We start from the raw sequence: 18915 nt of genomic DNA on the forward strand, positions 1-18915 counted from the left end.
CCGCTGCCCGCGCCGGTGACGACGGCGAGCCGCCCGGCGAACGGCGCGCCCGGCTCGGGGTCGCGGCGGGCGGCGCGGGCGAGCGCGGGGGCGGCGGGCGCGCCGGGCGCGCCGTCCAAGTGTTCGGTGAACTCCCTGATCAGTGCGGCCACGGTGGCCCCTTTCTCCAGCAGCGCCGACCAGTGGCCCGCGCGCAGCGTGCGCCGCCACAGGTGCGGCGCCCAGCGCTCCAGGTCGTCGTTGAGGGCCGGGCTGACGTAGTTGTCGTGGGCGAGGGTGACGAGCTGTACGGGCACGTCGGTCGGCCGCTCGCGCGGGCTGAGCAGCCGGGGCAGCATGTTGGCCCGGTACAGCCTGATGCCGTGCACCGCGTCGGCGGCCAGCGTCGGCCCGGGGTGGCCGGGGCGCGGGGTGACCCGCTCGACGGTCTGAAGCACCCGGCCCCAGCGGGGAGCGATGACGAGCCGCCAGGTCAGGGGCGCGAGCAGCGGCGTGTGGAAGGCGCCGATGTACCAGGAGCGGGCGGTCTGCCGCAGCAGGGCCAGCACGTTGCGCGGCGTGGGCCGGGCCAGGCGGCGGCGCGCCCAGTGGCCGATGTGGTCCAGGCAGGGCCCGGACATCGTGGTGTACGAGGCGATGCGCGCGGCGGCGCGCGGGTCGGTGACGGCCTCCCACGCCTGGATCGACCCCCAGTCGTGCGCGCCGACGTGCACCGGCCGGTCCGGGCTGACCGCCTCGGCCACCGCGAACAGGTCGTCGGCCAGCCGCGGCAGCCGGTAGGCGGCCAGGGCCTTCGGCGCGCCGGAGGCCCCGGCGCCGCGCACGTCGTAGCGCACCACGTGGTGGTCGGCGGCCAGGTCGGCCGCCACGTCGTCCCACACGTGGTGGGTGTCGGGGTAGCCGTGCACCAGCAGCACGGTGGGGCGGGCGGGGTCGCCCTGCTCGTACACGGCCAGCCGCACGCCGCCGGAGACGACCGTGCGCTGCCGTACGGCCTCGTGCCCACGGGGCGCGGTCATCGGGCGGCCTCCTGCCAGCGGCGGACGTGCGGCAGGTCGTCGTCCAGCCAGTACGCGTCGTCCTCGGTGACGACCAGCAGCTCCTCGAACTTCAGCCCCACGTCCCGGAATCCGACGTGCGGCTCCACCGCCCACAGGCCGGGGGTGGGCGCGTGCCGGGACGACCGGCCGTCGGCCCACAGCGGGGAGCGGCCGCGCAGCCGCTCGCCGACCAGCTCGCGGCCGAGGGTCTGGAGGGTGCGGATGCCGAAGCCCGCCACCGTCACCCCGGCCGGGCCCCACGCCTTCAGGCGGGTGACCTGGTGGCCGATGACCCGGCCCGGGTAGACCTTGTGCCGGTTGTCGTAGCCGTGCCGGGCGATGAGCGCGTCGACGGACGCGTAGATCTCGCTGAGCGGCTTGCCCGCGCGCACCTCGCGCACGATCAGCTCGCGGTACTCGCGCAGGTCCAGGGCGATGCGGTCCCAGACGGGGTTCTCGCCGACCTTGCCGGAGTAGCCGATGTCGGCCGTGTAGCCGTCGACCACGGGCGCGCAGTCGAGGATGAACGGCATGCCCTCCGCCAGCGCCCGCTGCCCGGCGAAGAACTGGAGCGGCGTCCTGAAGTGCCGGAAGGCCGTACGGTCCCCGAACCACGCGAACGGGATGTGGAAGAAGTCCCGCACACCCTCCGCCGTCAGCTCGCGGCGCAGCCGGGCGGCGGCCTGGCGCTCGGTCACGCCCGGTTCCAGCCAGTCCGCGACGCGCTGGGCGCAGCGGTAGGCGAGCTGCTGGAGTTCCCGGAAGCGGTCGAGGTCGGCGGCGTCGTAGGGGAAGGCGGGGGTGCGCTGCTGGGGTGTGCCGCCGGGTCGTCGGGCGGCGGTCTCGGTGGTCATGGGTTACGCCTCCGGTGGGCGTGCGGGGGTGGGGTGGGTGGGCTGGTTCCGTGCGGGGGTGCGGCCGTACGGGCCCGGGGTTCGGCCGTACGCGCCCGGGGTGCGGCCGTACGCGCGGGCGGGGCGGACGGTACGGGCGCGAGGGCGGGCGGGCGGTCCGTCCGGACGGGGGCGGCGCCGGGGCCGGTCACAGGTCCAGCTCCAGGCACGAGCCCTCGGCGGCGCGGGATACGCACACCAGCACCTCGCCCGCCGCCCGCTCCTCGTCGGTCAGGCGGCGGTCGCGGTGCTCGGCCTCGCCGGACAGCACCCGCTGGCGGCACACGCCGCAGAAGCCCTGGCGGCAGGAGTACGCGACCTGCGGTACGGCGTCGCGCAGCACGTCCAGGGCGGTGCGGTCGGCGGGCACCGGCAGCACCCGGCCGCTGCGCGCCAGCCGCAGCTCGAACGGGCGGCCGTCGGTCACCGGCCCGGGCGTGAAGCGCTCGAAGTGCAGCGCGGCGGCGGGGCACGCGTCGAACGCGGCGCGCACCCCGTCGAGCAGGGCGGCCGGGCCGCAGGCGTACACGGCGCCGCCCGCCGGGGCCCGGTCCAGCAGGCGGGCGGGGTCGGGGAAGCCGTGCTCGTCGTACGGCAGGAACTCGGCACGGCCGAGCCGCCGCAGCTCGTCCGTGAACGGCATCGAGGCCAGGCCGCGGCCGGTGTACACCAGCCGCCAGTCCAGGCCGCGCCGTACGGCCTCGTGGACCATCGGCAGTATCGGCGTGATGCCGATGCCGCCCGCGAGGAAGAGGACGGCGGGCTCGGCGGCGAACGGGAAGGCGTTGCGCGGGCCGCTGACGGTGACCCGGGTGCCCTCGTGGAGCGCGTCGTGCACCTCGGCGGAGGCGCCGCCCGCGCGGGGCGCGCTCCCGGGGGCGGCTTCGGGGGCGGCTTCGGGGGCGGCTTCGGGGGCGGCTTCGGGGCGGGCGTCCGGGGCCGCTTCGGAGGCGGCTTCAGGGGCGGGGCGTACGACGCGGCGCACCGCGATCCGGTAGCCCGTACGGTCGGCCGGATCGCCGCACAGCGAGTACTGGCGGCGGCGGCCGGACGGCAGGGTCACGTCGAGGTGGGCGCCCGGCTGCCAGGCCGGGAGCGGGCCGCCGTCCGGGGCCGCCAGGCGCAGCGCGACCACGCCGTCGGCCTCGGCGGTACGTGCGGCGACGACCAGCTCGCGCGTGGCCGGGACCGCGGCCGGGGGCGGGACGGCGGCCGGGGGCGGGACGGCGGCCGGGCCCTCGGGGCGGGGGCCCTTCGGGCGGGACGTGCTGGACGGGCTGGAGGGGTGCTTGGGACGGCTGGCGAGCCGTACGTAGGCGTCGCTCAGGACGGCCAACGCCCGCATCAGGCGGTCGCCGCGCGGCCTGCCGTACAGGTCGGGCGGCGGAGCGAGGGGGCTGCGGCGGCTCATGGGACGGTCCTTGTGGTCTGGAGCGGGGCGGGCGGGCCGGGTCCGGAAGGGGCAGGGGCTGTGCGGGCCTCCGGGTTCCCCGGGCCGACGGTGGGCGGTGGCTGAGGGGCGGGGGCGGGGCCGGGGCGGATTCGCGGCCCGCGGGCGGTTTTCGGCGGCCCGCGCGGGACGGCCGTCCGGGCGGGCGCGGTCGCGGTCAGGCGGGCGCGGTCAGTGGGCCGCCGCGCGCGCCGCCGGGGAGGTCGCCAGGTAGGCCACGGCGCGCCGGGTCGAGCCCTCCTGGGCCGGGTGGTAGCCGCGCCTGACGTACCGGAAGCCGGACCGCACGAGGCTGGTGGGGCTGGGCAGCAGCCCCTTGCGGGCGGCCTCGGCGGCGGCGCGCCAGGTGGCCTTGCCCTGCCCGGACCGCCCGCCCAGCGCCGGGTCGGCGGCCATGAGGAAGCGCGCGCCGCGCGCCCACAGCCAGTACAGCGCGAGTCCGGCGACGCCCATGGTGCGGATGCGGCGCGCGTACCCGGGGTCGAGGTGCGCCAGCAGGTCGAAGGCCACGCTGCGGTGCTCGACCTCCTCCGCGCCGTGCCAGCGCAGCAGGTCCAGCATCACCGGGTCGGCCCCGGCCCGGTCCAGCGCGTCCGCGCCGAGGATCCAGTCCCCGAGGAACGCGGTGAAGTGCTCGATCGCCGCGACCACCGCCACCCGCTCGACCAGGTGCTGCCGTCGGCCCTCCCCCGTCAGCTCCGGCCGGTCGCCGAGCACCCTGCGGAAGATCCACTCCATCTGCCGTACGAACGGCCGCGGGTCGATGCCGCTCGCCCGGAAGTGGTCGAGCACGCCCTGGTGCGCCTCGGCGTGGATCGCCTCCTGGCCGATGAAGCCGAGCACGTCCTCGCGCAGCCGGTCGTCGGTGATCAGCGGCACGGCCTGCTTGAAGACCCGGACGAACCAGCGCTCGCCCTCGGGCAGCAGCAGGTGCAGCACGTTGATGGTGTGGGTGGCCATGGGCTCGCCCGGTATCCAGTGCGCGGGCAGCCGGGACCAGTCGAAGTGCACGTCGCGCGGCTGGAGGACGAGGTCGGTGTGCCCGTCACCGGGGGCGGCGGCGCCGGAGGCGTCACGGGCGCCGGAGGCGCCACGAGCGCCGGCGTCGGCGTCCCGCGCGTGGCGCGTGGCGCGGGGGGCGCGCTCGTCTCGCTCGTCGGCTCGCGGCATGGGAGGGCTCCTCGCGGCACGGGGGAGGGGGCAGGGGCGGGGCGGCGGTCGGCTCCGGATCGGCACCGCCCTTATTGAGTGATACTCAACAGTACGACGTATTGAGCCGACGTCAATAGGATCGTCGTATGGTCCCCACTCCGGATTCCGACGAGCACCCCGCGCCCGCCGCTCCCGCGCGCGGTGCCGCCGCCCGTACGCCGCGTACCGGCGGCGGAGCGCGGGGCCCGCGCGCCTCGCGGCTCGCCCCGACCGACCGCCGCAGCCAGATCCTCGCCGCCGCCCGCCGCGTCCTGGAGCGGCGGACGATCGACGAGGTGTCCGCCGAGGCCGTGGCCGCCGAGGCGGGCGTCTCCCCCGGGCTGCTGTTCCACTACTTCGGCTCGCAGCGCAAGCTGCGGTACGCCGTCATCCAGGCCGTCGCCGAGGAACTGCTCGGCCACCTGCGCCCCGACCCCGCGCTCAGCCCGGCCGACCAGCTGCGCACCGGCACCGAGACGTTCGTCGGGTACGTCTCCCGGCACCCGGCCGTCTACCAGGCCATCACCCGTATCGACAGCGGGCGCGGCATGCGCACGCTGCACCGCTCGGCCCGCGCGACCTTCGCCGAGTGGATCACCGCGGGCCTCAGGTCGGCGGGCGCGGAGGAGACCCCGGCGCTCACCATGTCGGTGCTCGGCTGGCTGGCGTACGTGGAGGAGGTCGTCCTGACCTGGCTCGACCAGCCGCTGATCAGCCAGGCCGAGGTGCTGGACCTGTGCGAACGGGCCGGATACCAGCTCGTCACGGCGCACATCGAGGATCCGGAGGAGCGCGAGCGGTTCCTGGCCCGCATGCGGCAGACCCCGGGCGCCGACCCGGGCGCCGACCCGGACGACGGCCCGGACGACGGCCCGGACGCCGCGCTGGGCGACGGTCTGCCGGACGGCGCGGACGGCCGGGGCACCGGAGTCGGCCCGGACGGCCCGGACGCCGGGGACGGCCCGGACGGCTCCGGTCAGGCTCCCTCGGCGCAGTGACGGACCCGGGCCGCCCCCGTACGCCCCGGACAGGCCCCGTCCGCACCGGCCGACCGGGCCGCGCCCGCGCCGCCCGTATCGTCCTGGCCGTCGGCGCGCGCCGACGGGCCGCCGGTGGTCCGGCGCGCCGGCGCGACGAAGTGCTCCCCGCCCGCCGCGCCCGCCCGTACGGGTGCGGCGGCGGCCACGGCGGCGGGCCGGTAGCCGTAGCGCGCCATCGCCCGAACACCTCCCGTTCCAGGCCCCCGGACAGGCCCTCCGGCCCGCCACACTGGCCGCTCAAGTCGACTTGAGCGCACAATGGGACGCCATGGACGACGACGAGCGGTACTCGATCAGCCACCTCGCGCGCTGCTTCGGCCTGCGGGTCTCGGCGCTGCGCTACTACGACGAGATGGGCCTGCTGCCGCCCGCCGAGCGGCGCGGGACCGTGCGGTACTACGGGCGGGCGGAGCTGCGTCGGCTGGCGCTGATCCAGCACCTGCACCAGCGCGGCATGGTGAGCCTGGCGGACACCGCCGCTCTGATCGGCGACCGGCCCTCGGTACGCGATCCCGCCGGGCGGGAGCTGCTGGCCGAATCACTCCAGAAGATCGCCCGGCAGATCGAGGACCTGCGAGCGGCCCAGCACCTCCTGGTGCACCTGCTGCGCTGCCCCACCGACGCCCCCGTCCGGGAGTGCACCCAGCTGCACGCCGAACTGGACGAGGTGGTGGACGCGGCCCTGAACTCCGCCCCCGGCCACGCCGCCTAGCCCCCGCGCCGCGCCGCCCCGCCCGGGCCTCAGTCCGGCCGGTCCGGCCGGTCCGGCAGGCCGAACAGCGGGAACAGCCGGGCCGTGTCCAGGAACGCGTGCAGGCCGCTGATCCGGCCGTCCGCCGACACCTCCACCACCTGAAGCGACCACGGCTCGTGGCGGCCGCCGGGGCCGCTGGGCCGGTACTGCCCGAACGCGGCCGTGCCGTTCGCCGCCGCCGGCACCAGCCGCGACCCCCGGCACTCGTGGCCCGGCCCGGACAGCCAGCCGCGTATGTCCTCCGGGCCGCGCAGCCACAGCCCGTACGGCGGCATGGTCAGCGCCGCGTCCTCCCGGAGCAGCGCGGTGAGCGCGTCGAGGTCGTACGCCTCGAAGGCGTCCACGTAGCGGTCGAGGAGCGCGCGGGACGGCCCGTCCAGCGCCGCCGCGCCGCGGGAGCCACCGCCCCGGGCCGCACCCCGCCGACCGCCCGCGGAAGCCCCGGACGCCCCGGGAGCCCCGGCGATCCCGCGAGCCCTGGCGGTCCCGGAAACCCCGGCGCTTCCGGAAACCGGCGCCGCCGCCGGGGTGGCGTCCGGCGCGGGCCCTGCGGTGGGCCCGGCGGCGGGCCCCAGCGCGGTCCCCCGGGCGGCGAGGGTCGCCCGCGCGCGCTGGAGGGCGCTGTTGACCGACGCGACCGTGGTGCCCAGCAGCTCGGCGACCTCGGCCGCCTTCCAGGCCAGCACCTCCCGCAGGATCAGCACCGCGCGCTGCCGGGGCGCGAGGAGCTGGAGCGCGGCGACGAACGCCAGCCGGACGCTCTCCCGCGCGACCGCCAGCTCCGCCGGATCGCCGCCCTCCGGCAGCACGCGGCCGTCCGGGGCGGGCGAGATCCAGGTGACCTCGGGCAGCGCCTCGGGCAGCGGCGCGTCGGCCGACACCGGGGACGCGAGGTCCATGGGGTGGGCGCGGCGGCCGCGGCCGCGCAGCATGTCCAGGCAGACGTTCGTCGCGATGCGGTAGAGCCAGGACCGCACGGCCGCCCGGCCCTCGAAGCCCGCGAAGCCCCGCCACGCGCGCACCAGCGTCTCCTGCACGGCGTCCTCCGCCTCGAACGCCGAGCCGAGCATCCGGTAGCAGTACCCGGTCAGCTCCACCCGGTGGCTCTCCAGCAGCGCCTCAAGGCCCCCCTCCCCCAGGTCGCCCGGCCCGGAGCCGGCCCCGCCGCCCGCGCCCCCCGCACCGACCGGACCGGCCGCGACGGCGCCGCCGGACCCGGCGGCACCGACCCCCACGGCGCCGCCGGACCCGGCCGCACGGACCGCACCGGCCGCACCCGCGGCGTCGCCCGCCGCCCGGTCCGCGGCCGCGGCCACCGCCGTCCTGCGATCACTCATCAGGGCCTCCCTCGCTCACTCCCCACAGGCTAGGCGCACCCGCTGACAACGCCCCCGGCCCGACCGTATCCGCAGGTCACCGGGCCACCGACCACCCCGGGCCCCAGGCGCCGGACGCCGCCCGCTCCCGCAGCGGCGGGCCCGGCGGCCCGCCCCCGGAACCGACCCCGGCACGCCCTCGCACCACACCCGCGACGCCCCCTGCACCACACCCACACACCCGCGACGCCCCGCACCGCGAGCCCGCACCGCCCCACCGCGAGCTGCCGCCGCATCAGCCCCAGCCCCCGGCGCCCGGCGCTCCGCCGCTGTCCGAGGGGTGGACTCCAGCGGCCGAGTTCCTTGACAGACACACATGAAAATATTGATATAACACCAGCTCACGCCTATTGTCGGCTCTTCGCCTCGACCGCCCCCACCGGGTCACGGCGCACAAGGAGACAGCGTGTTAAAGCCCGCCGAAGGCCTGGTCAGCTTGGACGCACTGGGCCCCAAGGGGCCCTACCGCTCCCGCTCCCGCGTCACCGTCAACGACGTGTCCGGCGTCCCGCTCGCCGAACTCAGCATCATCCCCCGGCTGTTCGTGACCCGCGCCATGTCCGCCCTGCGCGCCGCGCGCACCCTGCCGCTGGAGGCCCGGCTCGCCGCGCTGAAGCGGGCCGGGGAGCTGTTCGCGACCGGCACCGTCGACGGCATGACCGCCGATCGGTACGAGGCCACCGTCTGCCGCATGTCGGGCACGCCGCTGGCCAACGTGCGCATCGCCGTCGAGGCCATCCGGCTCGCCGCCGAGCAGGCGTTCCGCAGCGCGCAGGCCGCCCGCCCGGTCGGCGCGGTCACCGACTGGCGCGATCCGCACGCGCGTACGGGCACCGCCGTGTGGTGCCGGCGCGGCGACGTCTTCGCCGTGCACGCGGCGGGCAACCACCCGGCCGTGCACGCGCAGTGGCTGGAGGCGCTGGCCCTGGGCTACCGGGTGGCCGTGCGCCCCTCGCGGCGCGAGCCCCTGACCCCGTACCGGCTGGTGAGCGCGCTGCGCGCGGCCGGGTTCGGCGACGACCAGGTGGTGCTGCTGCCCACCGACCACGACGCGGCGGGCGAGATCCTGCGCGCGGCCGACCTGAGCATGGTCTACGGCGGCCAGGAGGTCGTGGACCGCTACGGCGCCGACCCGACCGTGCTGCCCAACGGCCCCGGCCGCAGCAAGATCCTCATCACCGCCGACACCGACTGGCGCGACCACCTCGACGTGGTCGTGGACTCCGTCGCCCGGCACGGCGGCACCGCCTGCGTCAACGCGACCGCCGTCTTCGTGGAGGGCGACCCGGCGCCGCTCGCGCGGGCCCTGGCCGAACGGCTCGCCGCCCTGCCCAGCCTGCCCCCGCAGGACGAGCGGGCCGTCCTGCCGGTGCACCCGCTCCCGACCGCGCGCGGCTTCGAGCAGTTCGTGCTCGGCCAGGTCAAGGACGGCGCGGGCGTGACGGCGTGGCTGGGCGGGGACGGCGTGGTGGACGACCTCGGCGACGGCAGCGCCGCGCTGCGCCCGGCCGTCTTCCAGCTGGACGACCCGTACGCGCCGCAGGCGGGCGTCGAGCTGTCCTTCCCGCTGGTGTGGGTGGCGCCCTGGTCGCGTACGGACGGCGTGCGGCCGCTGCGGGACACCCTCGTCCTCACCGCGCTCACCCAGGACGAGGACCTGCTGGACGAGCTGCTGGCCGAGCCGTCGGTCAGCAACCTGTACGTCGGCGACCACCCGACTCACTGGATCGCGCCGGGCATCCCGCACGACGCGTACCTGGGCGAGTTCCTGATGCGCACGAAGGCCGTCATCCGCGGCTAGGGCGTGTCTGGTGGATCAGGGCGGGCTCGCGACGCCCGGCACTCCCCCAGCTACCGCTGGGGGTGCCCCCGCCCCCGGCTACCGCCGGGAGGTGCCCCCGTGCGGCGTTGTCGTCGTCGCACGCAGTGCCTCCCCCGGCTACCGCCGGGAGGTGCCCCCTGCGCTCTCCTCCTCCGCCTTGCATCCGGGGGGTACCTCCCAGCGGTAGCTGGGGGAGCACCGGACGCCGCTCCCTGATCCACCCTGATCCACCAGACACGCCCTAGCCGGGCAGGCTCACCCCGCCGGCCGCGCCCGCCGGCGGCGCGCACCACCCCGTACGCCCACAGGCCCGCACGAATCGTCCCCGCGAGGAGCTTCCATGCCCGACAGGCCCGATCTGACGATCCTCGACCTGCCCTACGGCGAGCGGCCCGACCCGGACGCGTTCGTCCAGGCCGCCATGGAGTGGCACTTCAACCCGGACACCGGTTCTCCGTTCTGGCTGGCGCGCGCCGCGTCGCTGCCCTTCGACCCGCGTACGGACGTGCGCACGATCGCCGACCTCACGCTGTTCCCCAACGTCACCGCCGAGTTGCGCGAGGTGCCCGCGCGTGATCTCATCCCGCGCGGGTACGGGCCGAATCCCCCGGTCGTCGGCGTCTACGAGAGCGGCGGTACCACCGGCGCGCCCAAGCGGGTGGTGTGCCTGAGCGACTGGATGGACCGGCTCACCCGCGGCCTGAGCGCCGGCCTGGACGCGCTCGGCGTGCCGCGCGGCCTGGACTGGCTCGCCATCGCGCCCAGCGGCCCCCATATGGTCGGCGAAATGGTCGGCCGGGCGGCGGAGCGGCACGGCGGGATCATGTTCCGGATCGACATGGACCCGCGCTGGGTGAAGAAGCTCTTCGCCACCGGCCGCACCGAGGAGGCCGAGGCCTACGTCGACCACGTCATCGAGCAGGCGGCCCCCATCCTGCGCACCCAGGACATCGGCGTGCTGATGACCACTCCGCCGCTGCTGGAGCGGATCGCCCGGCACGACGACCTGATCGAGCTGATCGGCCAGAAGGTGCGCGGTGTGATGTGGGGCGGCGCCCATATGGACGCCGACACCCGCGACCTGCTGCGCACGGAGGTCTTCCCGCACTCGCGGCTGTACGGCACGTACGGCAACACGATGATGCTCGGCGGCGCCACCGAGCGGCTGGGCCTGGCCGACGACGAGCCGTGCGTCTTCGACCCGCAGGAGCCGTACGTCACCTTCTCGGTCATCGACCCGGCGACGGGCAAGCCGGTGGAGTACGGGGAGTTCGGCCAGGTGGTGATGAGTCACGTCAGCAAGTCCTGCCTGCTGCCGAACAACCTCGAACGCGACCTCGCGCTGCGCGTGCCGGGGCTGCCGGGCGCGGTGGGGGACTCGGTCGCCGACGTGGGGCCGGTCGCCGTCTTCGACAACGAGGCGGTGGTGGAGGGGGTGTACTAGCCCCCGTCCGGCCCGCACGTCATGCACGGCCCCGACGACCCGATGCACGGCACGCACACCAGCGTCATCCGGGGCGTCAAGGCGCCGTGCACCAACTGCTATGTCACCTCCAGCTACTCGAACCTCACCTACGAGGACGGCAGCGAGGCCAACTACGACACCGGTGTCATGCTGCACCACGCGGTGCTGTCCGACCTGTCGCACATCGCCGGTGACGTGACCTGCGGGTACGGGCAGTCGCTGGAGTACAGCTTCCTCGGCCGCCGGATCTTCGCCTCCGGCAACGAGCGCACCGGCGGCCATCTGCCCGAGGGCTACGGCGTCAAGTTCGGCCCGCTGCCCCTGCTGGGCATGCTGGTCGAGCTGATGAACATGAAGCCCGAGGAGCAGAAGGTGTACGTGGACGTCGTCACCACGTACGTGCCCGCCGGCGCGCAGCCCATGAAGGAGGCCCTGCCCGTCTGGCTGGACGCGAACCCCTGCTCCAACTCCCAGCACAGCGTGCCCGAGGGCGAGTCGCACACCGTCAAGGACTGGAAGTCGCCCTTCAACGCGAAGATCCTGACCGTCGGCGGCCACGTGCACGACGGCGGCGCGGGCGCCACGGTCCGCAACAAGGAGACCGGGAAGGTCTACTGCGAGTCGAAGGCCGGCTACGGGACCAGGCCCGCGTTCGAGGGCCACATCGAGTCCATGAGCGTGTGCTCGAAGGACGACCTCGGCACCATACGCAAGGGTGAGAACTTCGAGATCGACGGCGAGTACCACACGCACCACGCCATGTCGGACGTCATGACCATCGCCATCGCCTACGTCCGCGTCACGCCGTAGGCGCCGCCTGCCGCACCACCGGCCGGGGCCGGTCTCCCACGCCACCGCCCCCGGCCCCTGCCCCGGCCCGCACGTACGGCCGCCGGGGCCCGCCGGCCGTACGCCCCGGGTGCCGTACCGGGGCGTACCGCTTCGGCACGTACGGTCCCCCGCGCTCCGGACGGGCCGTCAGCGGCCCAGCGGCTCGCCCGTGTCGGCCGCGGCCGGGTCCTGCCCGGCGTCCTGGAGGATCCGCTCCGCGGCGTCCACCGCCTCCCGTCCGGGCTCCTGTCCGCCGGGCCGGGCCCGGAAAACCCAGGTGCGGTAGCACCAGAACCGGAAGAGCGTGCCCAGGCCCAGGCCGACGACATTCTTCGCGAGGTTGTCGGCGAGCGCCGAAGTGAAATCGAAACCGTAGTGCGAAAGGGCCAAAGCCCCGTTCTGGATGACCGAACCGACGCCGCTGAACAGCACGAACAGCGAAATCTCCCGGGTGCGCCGGTCCTTGGGACGGTGCCGGTACGTCCAGTACCGGTTACCGAGGTACGTGGTGGCGATGGCGACCGCCGACGAGATCAGACCTGATCGGACCGTGGGTAAATGCAGCACGTGCAGGCAGATGTTGAACACCGCGGTGTCCACCAGCCACCCGACCGCCCCCACCGTGCCGAACCTGCCGACCTCGCCGCCGATCCGCCGTGACAGCGCCCGCAGTTCGCTCATCATCGTCTCGCACGCCCTTCCTCGGTCGCCTGGGTAGGGCACGCATGCTAGCCCCGCACACCCCGCGCCCACCCCGGAATGGCGAGCATTTACCCGGCACCCGCCCTGAGCGGCCGGAAGGCACCGCGGAGGGCGCTGGGCGGCGAGGGGCGCGCGGGACCCGCCGCACGCCGGGCGCGCGGGGAGAAACCCGCCGGTCAGCCGCCGGCTGCTGGAGCCGGAGGCGGCGTCTCGGCCGAGCGGACCGCCACCCTGCCGCGGCCCCGCTCCGAGGCACTGCCGCACCCCCCGGCCGGTCCCGCCTCCGACCCGGATCCGGCCCCGGCCGCTCCGGGTGACGAGGGCCCAGGCCGCGAAGACGGCAGCGTGCGGGGCCCCGCGTGTCGTCGCGGGGCCCCGCACGTGTCTTCCGCTCGTACGGGTCCGGCGCGGGCCGCCGCCCGCTCGCCTCCGCCCGTCCGGTACGCGCGACCGCATACGGGACGGGGGTCCGGCGCGGACCGTACGCGGTCAGTGGTGCAGCAGCCGGCGTCGGCCGCCGCCCCTGCCGCGGTCGAGCGCGGCGACTCCGAGGGCGGCCAGGGCGATCTGGATGAGCCATTCGATCCAGTCGACTCCGTTGGTGGAGGCCACATCGAGGCCGCGGGCGATGGCGCTGCCGATGAGGGCGGCCACGATGCCGATCAGGATCGTCCACATGACCCCGATGTGCTGCCGGCCCGGGACGACGAGACGGCCCAGGACGCCGATGATGACGCCGATGACAATCGCGCTGATGATGCCGGATATCTCCATGAGTCACCCTTTTCGTTATTGCTTCCGCCTTTCGCCCGCCCCGTCCCGATGAAGGCAGTCCTGGAAGGTGCGGACGAGTCGTCCCGGGCCGGTCGGCGCCCGCGGGCGCCCGCACCCTTGCCCGAACCGGGTGCCCCGCATCCGGCGAGGCACGCATCGCGGCGACGGTCCGGGAAGGCGCGGGCCGCGCGAGGGGCCTGCCGCCGAAAGCCCCGTAAGCCCGTAAGGCCCGAGAGGCCCGGGCAGCGGACCCGGCCCGGTCAGCCCTCCGGCCGGGCCGGTACGGCGCTCACCGCGCCCAGCAGCGTGTGCGTGCACAGCTCGCGCACCTGGTCCCGGGTGAGGGTCCGGTGCTCCAGCCACTCCAGGCAGACGGTGGTCGCGAAGGACAGCCAGCCGCGCACGGCGATCCGCAGGCCCTCGGACGAGGGCCGCGTCCCCCCGGCCTCGGCGCGGGCCTCCAGTGCGGCGACGATGCGCCGCTCCTGCTCGGTGAAGATCTCCTGGAAGATCTGCTTGATCTCGTCGTCGGCCGACGCCGCCGCCCGGTGGAAGGCGCGGTAGCCCTGGGCGTGCTCCTCGGCATAGGTGAGGTAGACGTCGAGGGCGTACGTCAGCCGGTCGCGCAGGGGCAGGGCCGGGTCGGTCCTGGTCATGCCGAGCAGCCGCCGGCCCTCGGCGCGGACGACCTCGGCGAAGAAGTCCCGCTTGGTCGGAAAGTAGTGGTAGAGGAGGCCGCGAGAGACGTCGGCCAGCTCGGCCACCCGCTCGATCCAGACGTCGTCGTACGGCCGCTCGGCGAACAGCTCCGCACCGATGCGCAGCAACTGCTCCCGGCGCTGCTCGGTGTCCAGCCGCTTGCGGCCGCGTCTTCCGCCTGGCCGGTCCGTGGTCGCACCGGTCATGGCGACAGCTTACTCGACGCTCCTTCGCACATCACTTGACACTGGTTTGCAGCCCGGCGCACAGTGTCTACTGAACCGAGTTCAATAAGTGTTTCGACACGGACGCGCCCGCGCGTCCAGCGGGAATCCAGCCAGAGTCGACCGGGAGCACCGCCATGGCCACCACCCGTCTCAGCCCGGCCCAGCGCTGGCCGGAGCTGGCGCGCATCCCCCACCCCCCGCGCCGGGTCCCGGTGCTCGGCGACGTGCTCGGCGTGTCGCTGGCCACCCCGGTGCAGGACTCCACCCGCCTGGCGCGCGAGCTGGGCCCGGTCTTCCGGCGCAAGGTGTTCGGCACGGAGATCGTGTTCGTCTCCGGCGCCGACCTGGTGGGCGAGCTGTGCGACGAGACGCGCTTCCTCAAGTACGTGACGCTGGCCGTGCAGACCCTGCGGAAGGTGGGCGGCGACGGCCTGTTCACCGCGTACAGCAACGAGCCCAACTGGCAGCGCGCGCACGACATCCTCGCGCCCGCCTTCACCCAGTCCTCCATGCGGCGCTACCACCCGACGATGCTCGCCATGGCGCACCGCCTGATGGGCTCCTGGGACGAGCACGCGCGGGTGGGCACGGCCGTCGACGTCAGCGGCGACACCACCAAGCTGACGCTGGAGACCATCGCCAACACCGGTTTCGGATACGACTTCGGGTCCTTCGAGCGCGAGGAGCCGCACCCGTTCGTCACCTCGATGGTCACCGGCCTGCAGTCCGCCATGAAGATGCGCGTCGCCGCGCTGCCGGTCGTCGGCCGCCACCTCGGCCGCAGGGTGCTGCAGAGCTTCTCCGAGCACAGCGACTTCCTGCACGCGACCGTCGACAAGGTGATCAACGAGCGCGTGGCCCGGGAGGACCCGAGCACCGACGACCTGCTCGGCCTCATGCTCAACACCGCGCAGCCGGCCACCGGCGAGCGGCTGGACCTGGTGAACATACGCCACCAGGTGATCACCTTCCTGGTCGCCGGGCACGAGACCACCTCCGGCGCGCTGTCCTTCGCCCTGTACTACCTGGCCAGGCACCCCGAGATACGCCGCCGCGCCCAGGAGGAGGTCGACCGCGTCTGGGGCCCCACCGGCGACCCGACGTACGAGCAGGTCAGCAAGTTGCGGTACGTACGCCGCGTGCTGGACGAGTCGCTGCGGCTGTGGCCGACCGCGCCCGCCTTCACCCGCGCCGCCCGCCAGGACACCGTGCTCGGCGGCCGGTATCCGATGCTCAAGGGCGCGTCCGCGCTGGTGCTGGTCACCGCGCTGCACCGGGACCCGGTGTGGGGCCCGGACGTGGAGACCTTCGACCCCGACCGGTTCCTGCCCGAGCGGGTGCGCGCCCGGCCCGGGCACGTGTTCAAGCCGTTCGGCACCGGCGAGCGCGCGTGCATCGGGCGGCAGTTCGCGCTGCACGAGGCCACGCTGGTGCTCGGCCTGCTGCTGCGGCGGTACGACCTGCACGACCACGCCGGATACCAGCTGAAGGTCGCCGAGCGGCTGACGCTCATGCCGGAGGGCTTCACGCTCACCCTCACCCGCCGCACGCCCGCCGCGCCCGCGCAGGCCGAAGCACCCGCCGAGAGGGTTGCGCCCGCGCGGACCGAGGCGCAGGTCAAGGCGCCCGCCGAGACGGTCCCGGCCGCCCGCGCGGGCGAGCAGGACGAGTCGGGCGACCCCGGCCCGGCCGTCGGCTGCCCGGTCCACACGGGCTGACCGTGCCGGACCGGCGTCAGGGCGTGCGCCGCCGCCCGCCCGGGGTGACGCTGGGACCATGCTGCTCAGCCGCCTGGCCCGTACGTCCCGGGAGGTGGCGGCCACCGCCGCCCGCTCGGCGAAGACCGCCGCCCTCGCCGAGCTGCTGGCCGCCACCGAGCCCGACGAGGCGCCCGTCGTCGTCACCTACCTCGCGGGCCGCCTGCCGCAGCGGCGTACCGGCGTGGGCTGGCGGGCACTGCGCGACCTGCCCGAGCCCGCCGCCGAGCCCCGGCTGACCGTCGCGGACGTGCACCAGGCCCTGGACCGGATCGCCGCGGTGTCCGGCAAGGGCGCGGCCTCGGCCCGCGCCCGCCTGCTGGCCGACCTGCTGGCCGCCGCCACCGCCGAGGAACAGGACTTCCTGCGCCGCCTGCTCGTCGGCGAGCTGCGGCAGGGCGCGCTCGACGCCCTCGCCGTCGAGGCCCTGGCCGCCGCCGTGGGCGCCGAGGCGGCCGACGTGCGCCGGGCGGTGATGCTCGGCGGCTCCCTCGGCGAGGTCGCCCGCGCCCTGCTGGCCCGCGGCCCGGCCGCGCTGGCCGACGTCCGGCTGGAGGTCGGCCGGCCCGTCCTGCCGATGCTCGCGCAGACCGCGAAGGACGTGGACGACGCCCTGGACCGGCTCGGCCCGTGCGCGGTGGAGGAGAAGCTGGACGGCATCCGCGTGCAGGTGCACCGCGACGGCGACACCGTACGGATCTACACGCGCACCCTGGACGACATCACCGAACGCCTGCCGGAGGTCACCGCCGCCGCCCGCGAACTGGCCGTCTCCCACGCGGTGCTCGACGGCGAGGTCATCGCCCTCGGCCCGGACGGCTACCCGCGGCCCTTCCAGGAGGTCTCCGGCCGCGTCGGCTCCCGCCTGGACGTGGCGGGCGCGCACGGCCGGCTGCCGCTGATGCCGGTCTTCTTCGACCTCCTCGCCGTCGACGGCCGCGACCTGCTCGCCGCGTCCACCGCCGGCCGCCACGCCGAACTGGCCCGCGTCACGCCCGAGCCCCGGCGGGTGCGCCGCGTGGTGGCCGCCGACCCGGCCGACCCGGCGGCCCGGCAGGCCGCGCGGGACTTCGCCGCCGAGGTGCTGCGCCGCGGCCACGAGGGCGTGGTCGCCAAGGCGCTGGACGCCCCGTACAGCGCGGGCCGCCGCGGCGCCGCCTGGCTGAAGGTCAAACCCGTGCACACCCTGGACCTGGTGGTCCTGGCCGCCGAGTGGGGCCACGGCCGCCGCACCGGCCGGCTGTCCAACCTGCACCTGGGCGCGCGGGCCCGGGACGGCTCGTTCGCGATGCTCGGGAAGACCTTCAAGGGCCTGACCGACGCCCTGCTGGAGTGGCAGACGGCGGCCCTGCGGCGCATCGCGGTCGGCGAGGAGCCGTGGGGCGTGCGGGTGCGGCCGGAGCTGGTGGTGGAGGTCGCCTTCGACGGCCTCCAGCGCTCCAGCCGCTACCCGGCCGGGGTCACGCTGCGGTTCGCGCGGGTGCTGCGCTACCGGGAGGACAAGCACGCGCGGGACGCCGACACGCTCGACGCGGTGCTGGCGCTCGCGCGCTGGACGACGTGACCGGCCGGGCCCGTACGGTACGGGCGAGCACGACCCGTACGGTACGGGCGAGCCGAGCGGGGCAGGCCACGTGCGGCCGGGCGGCGGGGGCCGGGCGGCATCGGGGCCGGGGCGTCAGTCCTCCGCGGGCGCGCGCTGGTGGGCCAGCTTCGCCAGTCGGTACGCGGCCACGTCGGTCACCGAGATCAGCGGCATCAGGCAGCTCGCGGCCAGGCGGCTGAGGTCGCCGTAGTGGGCCACGTTCCAGTCGGGCCGGACGATCTCGCCCATCGCCGTCACGCCCGACAGGCGCGCCAGCCGGGACAGGTCGGCGGCGGCCTCCGCGCGCCCCTCCCGCTCCAGCACGCCGCCCGCCGCCGCGCGCACCGGGAAGACGTGGCCGGGGCGGGCCAGGTCCTCGGGCGCGGTGCCGGGGTCGGCGAGGGCGCGCACGGTGCGGGATCGCTCGCGGGCGCCGACGCCCGTGGTGCAGCCCTCGATCAGGTCGACGGAGACGGTGAAGTCGGCCTCCTGGAGGCCGGTGTTCTCCTCGACCATCGGCGGCAGCCGCAGTTCCTCGGCGCGCTCGTCGGGCAGGGCCACGCGGATCATGCCGGAGGTGTGGTCGAGCAACTGCTGAAGCGCGCCCTCGTTGGTGTGCTCCGCGGCGATCACCAGGTCGCCCTCGTGCTCCCGGGACTCGCCGTCGTAGACGATGACGAACCCGCCCTCGGCGAAGGCGTCGATGGCCTGCTCCACCGCCAGAAGGCGCTCGGGCGCGATCGTCGGCTGTAACCCTGCCATGGGCTTCGGCTCCTTCTGCCCTTCCTCGTACGGTGTACGGCTTTCGGCTGCCGACCTGGTACGGCTGCGGCTGCCGGCCCGCGGCCTGCGGGTCCCTGGAGCCTGCCGGGGCGGGCGGGGAGCGGAGAAGGGCGTGCGTGCCCACGCGGCGGGCGCCTTGCGGCAGCGCGCTGGGGCAGAAGTCTGGCACAGAACGTGCCCGGTGACGAAGTGCGGGTGGTCACTCCGTCGCCATGATGTCACGTCATGTTACTTCAGGATACAGGTACTTGTCGCCGCTGGTACGGGTATCAGGTGGGGCGGCGCCGGGCCGGTCCGGGTGCGCGCGGCAGAATGAGGGAGCCCGGCGCACGGCACCCGCCGCGGCCGGATCCAGCCACCCGGGACCCCGTCAGGAAGGCGCAGCGTGGAGACAGCCGAGGAGCGGCCCGCCCCCGCCGCGCCGCCACCGCGCACCGGGCGCGCCGACCGGGCCGTACGCTCCGGCGGGACCGGGCGCGCCGCGTGGTTCCCGCGCCTGCCGCGCGCCGGACGCGCCGTACGGCTC

17 protein-coding genes are annotated in these 18915 nt (G+C 75.5%); 7 read left to right on the plus strand and 10 right to left on the minus strand.

The window, feature by feature from the left end; translation table 11 throughout:
- The 4 genes from RKE29_RS17150 to RKE29_RS17165 all read right to left on the minus strand — a co-directional run.
- Positions 1 to 1019, minus strand: a 1019-nt coding sequence (locus RKE29_RS17150; protein ID WP_312006286.1) for an alpha/beta fold hydrolase, incomplete at its 3' end; no start/stop codon positions are given.
- Positions 1016 to 1894, minus strand: a complete 879-nt coding sequence (locus RKE29_RS17155; RefSeq protein WP_312006287.1) for a M24 family metallopeptidase — start codon at positions 1892 to 1894, stop codon at positions 1016 to 1018. The genes RKE29_RS17155 and RKE29_RS17150, both read right to left, overlap by 4 nt.
- A 187-nt stretch (positions 1895 to 2081) precedes the next feature.
- Positions 2082 to 3344 carry a PDR/VanB family oxidoreductase gene (locus RKE29_RS17160; RefSeq protein ID WP_312006288.1) on the minus strand — a complete coding sequence of 421 codons (1263 nt, stop codon included), beginning with the start codon at positions 3342 to 3344 and terminating at the stop codon, positions 2082 to 2084.
- Positions 3345 to 3554: 210 nt separating this feature from the next.
- A complete protein-coding gene (locus RKE29_RS17165) occupies positions 3555 to 4553 on the minus strand; it encodes a metal-dependent hydrolase (RefSeq protein WP_312006289.1) in 999 nt (332 codons plus the stop codon).
- A gap of 128 nt (positions 4554 to 4681) precedes the next feature.
- Here RKE29_RS17165 and RKE29_RS17170 point away from each other — a divergent pair, with 128 nt between their 5' ends.
- Entirely contained in the window at positions 4682 to 5572 is an 891-nt protein-coding gene (locus RKE29_RS17170; RefSeq protein ID WP_312006290.1) for a TetR/AcrR family transcriptional regulator, read from the plus strand.
- On the opposite strand, the gene RKE29_RS17175 is transcribed toward RKE29_RS17170, so the two are convergent.
- Positions 5551 to 5790, minus strand: coding sequence for a hypothetical protein (locus RKE29_RS17175; RefSeq protein ID WP_312006291.1), 240 nt, complete (start codon positions 5788 to 5790; stop codon positions 5551 to 5553). The genes RKE29_RS17170 and RKE29_RS17175 overlap by 22 nt on opposite strands.
- Before the next feature lie 92 nt (positions 5791 to 5882).
- On the opposite strand from RKE29_RS17175, the gene RKE29_RS17180 reads away from it, so the two are divergent.
- On the plus strand, positions 5883 to 6326 hold the full coding sequence (locus RKE29_RS17180) for a MerR family transcriptional regulator (RefSeq protein WP_312006292.1): 444 nt from the start codon (positions 5883 to 5885) through the stop codon (positions 6324 to 6326).
- A gap of 29 nt (positions 6327 to 6355) precedes the next feature.
- Here the strand turns inward: RKE29_RS17180 and RKE29_RS17185 are convergent, their stop codons facing one another.
- Complete coding sequence (locus RKE29_RS17185; RefSeq protein WP_312006293.1) at positions 6356 to 7705, minus strand: sigma-70 family RNA polymerase sigma factor; 1350 nt, start codon at positions 7703 to 7705, stop codon at positions 6356 to 6358.
- Positions 7706 to 8150: 445 nt separating this feature from the next.
- Between RKE29_RS17185 and RKE29_RS17190 the strand changes: the two genes are divergently transcribed.
- The 3 genes from RKE29_RS17190 (at position 8151) to RKE29_RS17200 (ending at position 11841) form a co-directional block, all read left to right on the plus strand.
- Complete coding sequence (locus RKE29_RS17190; protein WP_312006294.1) at positions 8151 to 9545, plus strand: aldehyde dehydrogenase family protein; 1395 nt, start codon at positions 8151 to 8153, stop codon at positions 9543 to 9545.
- Between the two features lie 361 nt (positions 9546 to 9906).
- Positions 9907 to 11010: a phenazine antibiotic biosynthesis protein gene (locus RKE29_RS17195; protein ID WP_312006295.1), complete on the plus strand. Its 1104-nt coding sequence runs from the start codon at positions 9907 to 9909 to the stop codon at positions 11008 to 11010.
- A 21-nt stretch (positions 11011 to 11031) separates the two neighbouring features.
- Complete coding sequence (locus tag RKE29_RS17200; RefSeq protein WP_312006296.1) at positions 11032 to 11841, plus strand: hypothetical protein; 810 nt, start codon at positions 11032 to 11034, stop codon at positions 11839 to 11841.
- A 168-nt stretch (positions 11842 to 12009) separates the two neighbouring features.
- On the opposite strand, the gene RKE29_RS17205 is transcribed toward RKE29_RS17200, so the two are convergent.
- From RKE29_RS17205 to RKE29_RS17215, 3 genes are all read right to left on the minus strand, one after another.
- On the minus strand, positions 12010 to 12546 hold the full coding sequence (locus RKE29_RS17205) for a GtrA family protein (RefSeq protein ID WP_312006297.1): 537 nt from the start codon (positions 12544 to 12546) through the stop codon (positions 12010 to 12012).
- Between the two features lie 507 nt (positions 12547 to 13053).
- On the minus strand, positions 13054 to 13338 hold the full coding sequence (locus RKE29_RS17210) for a GlsB/YeaQ/YmgE family stress response membrane protein (RefSeq protein WP_312006298.1): 285 nt from the start codon (positions 13336 to 13338) through the stop codon (positions 13054 to 13056).
- Positions 13339 to 13598: 260 nt separating this feature from the next.
- Complete coding sequence (locus RKE29_RS17215) at positions 13599 to 14243, minus strand: TetR/AcrR family transcriptional regulator (protein ID WP_312006299.1); 645 nt, start codon at positions 14241 to 14243, stop codon at positions 13599 to 13601.
- 155 nt (positions 14244 to 14398) lie between these two features.
- Between RKE29_RS17215 and RKE29_RS17220 the strand changes: the two genes are divergently transcribed.
- Entirely contained in the window at positions 14399 to 15982 is a 1584-nt protein-coding gene (locus RKE29_RS17220) for a cytochrome P450 (RefSeq protein WP_312006300.1), read from the plus strand.
- A 58-nt stretch (positions 15983 to 16040) separates the two neighbouring features.
- Positions 16041 to 17585, plus strand: a complete 1545-nt coding sequence (locus RKE29_RS17225; protein ID WP_312006301.1) for an ATP-dependent DNA ligase — start codon at positions 16041 to 16043, stop codon at positions 17583 to 17585.
- A gap of 114 nt (positions 17586 to 17699) precedes the next feature.
- Here RKE29_RS17225 and RKE29_RS17230 read toward each other — a convergent pair whose 3' ends face one another.
- Entirely contained in the window at positions 17700 to 18368 is a 669-nt protein-coding gene (locus RKE29_RS17230) for a 3,4-dihydroxy-2-butanone-4-phosphate synthase (RefSeq protein WP_312006302.1), read from the minus strand.
- Between the last annotated feature and the right edge of the window lie 547 nt (positions 18369 to 18915).

This window comes from Streptomyces sp. B1866, assembly GCF_031932565.1.
In the GTDB taxonomy this organism is placed as follows: Bacteria; Actinomycetota; Actinomycetes; order Streptomycetales; family Streptomycetaceae; genus Streptomyces.

Bases quoted from the DNA above. Each gene is read 5' to 3' on its own strand.
- RKE29_RS17225 (WP_312006301.1), top strand. From the start codon at position 16,041: ATGCTGCTCAGCCGCCTGGCCCGTACGTCCCGGGAGGTGGCGGCCACC.
- RKE29_RS17200 (WP_312006296.1), top strand. From the start codon at position 11,032: ATGCACGGCCCCGACGACCCGATGCACGGCACGCACACCAGCGTCATC.
- RKE29_RS17180 (WP_312006292.1), top strand. From the start codon at position 5,883: ATGGACGACGACGAGCGGTACTCGATCAGCCACCTCGCGCGCTGCTTC.
- RKE29_RS17210 (WP_312006298.1), bottom strand. From the start codon at position 13,338: ATGGAGATATCCGGCATCATCAGCGCGATTGTCATCGGCGTCATCATC.
- RKE29_RS17185 (WP_312006293.1), bottom strand. From the start codon at position 7,705: ATGAGTGATCGCAGGACGGCGGTGGCCGCGGCCGCGGACCGGGCGGCG.
- RKE29_RS17215 (WP_312006299.1), bottom strand. From the start codon at position 14,243: ATGACCGGTGCGACCACGGACCGGCCAGGCGGAAGACGCGGCCGCAAG.
- RKE29_RS17230 (WP_312006302.1), bottom strand. From the start codon at position 18,368: ATGGCAGGGTTACAGCCGACGATCGCGCCCGAGCGCCTTCTGGCGGTG.
- RKE29_RS17155 (WP_312006287.1), bottom strand. From the start codon at position 1,894: ATGACCACCGAGACCGCCGCCCGACGACCCGGCGGCACACCCCAGCAG.
- RKE29_RS17160 (WP_312006288.1), bottom strand. From the start codon at position 3,344: ATGAGCCGCCGCAGCCCCCTCGCTCCGCCGCCCGACCTGTACGGCAGG.
- RKE29_RS17170 (WP_312006290.1), top strand. From the start codon at position 4,682: ATGGTCCCCACTCCGGATTCCGACGAGCACCCCGCGCCCGCCGCTCCC.
- RKE29_RS17165 (WP_312006289.1), bottom strand. From the start codon at position 4,553: ATGCCGCGAGCCGACGAGCGAGACGAGCGCGCCCCCCGCGCCACGCGC.
- RKE29_RS17205 (WP_312006297.1), bottom strand. From the start codon at position 12,546: ATGATGAGCGAACTGCGGGCGCTGTCACGGCGGATCGGCGGCGAGGTC.
- RKE29_RS17220 (WP_312006300.1), top strand. From the start codon at position 14,399: ATGGCCACCACCCGTCTCAGCCCGGCCCAGCGCTGGCCGGAGCTGGCG.
- RKE29_RS17175 (WP_312006291.1), bottom strand. From the start codon at position 5,790: ATGGCGCGCTACGGCTACCGGCCCGCCGCCGTGGCCGCCGCCGCACCC.
- RKE29_RS17195 (WP_312006295.1), top strand. From the start codon at position 9,907: ATGCCCGACAGGCCCGATCTGACGATCCTCGACCTGCCCTACGGCGAG.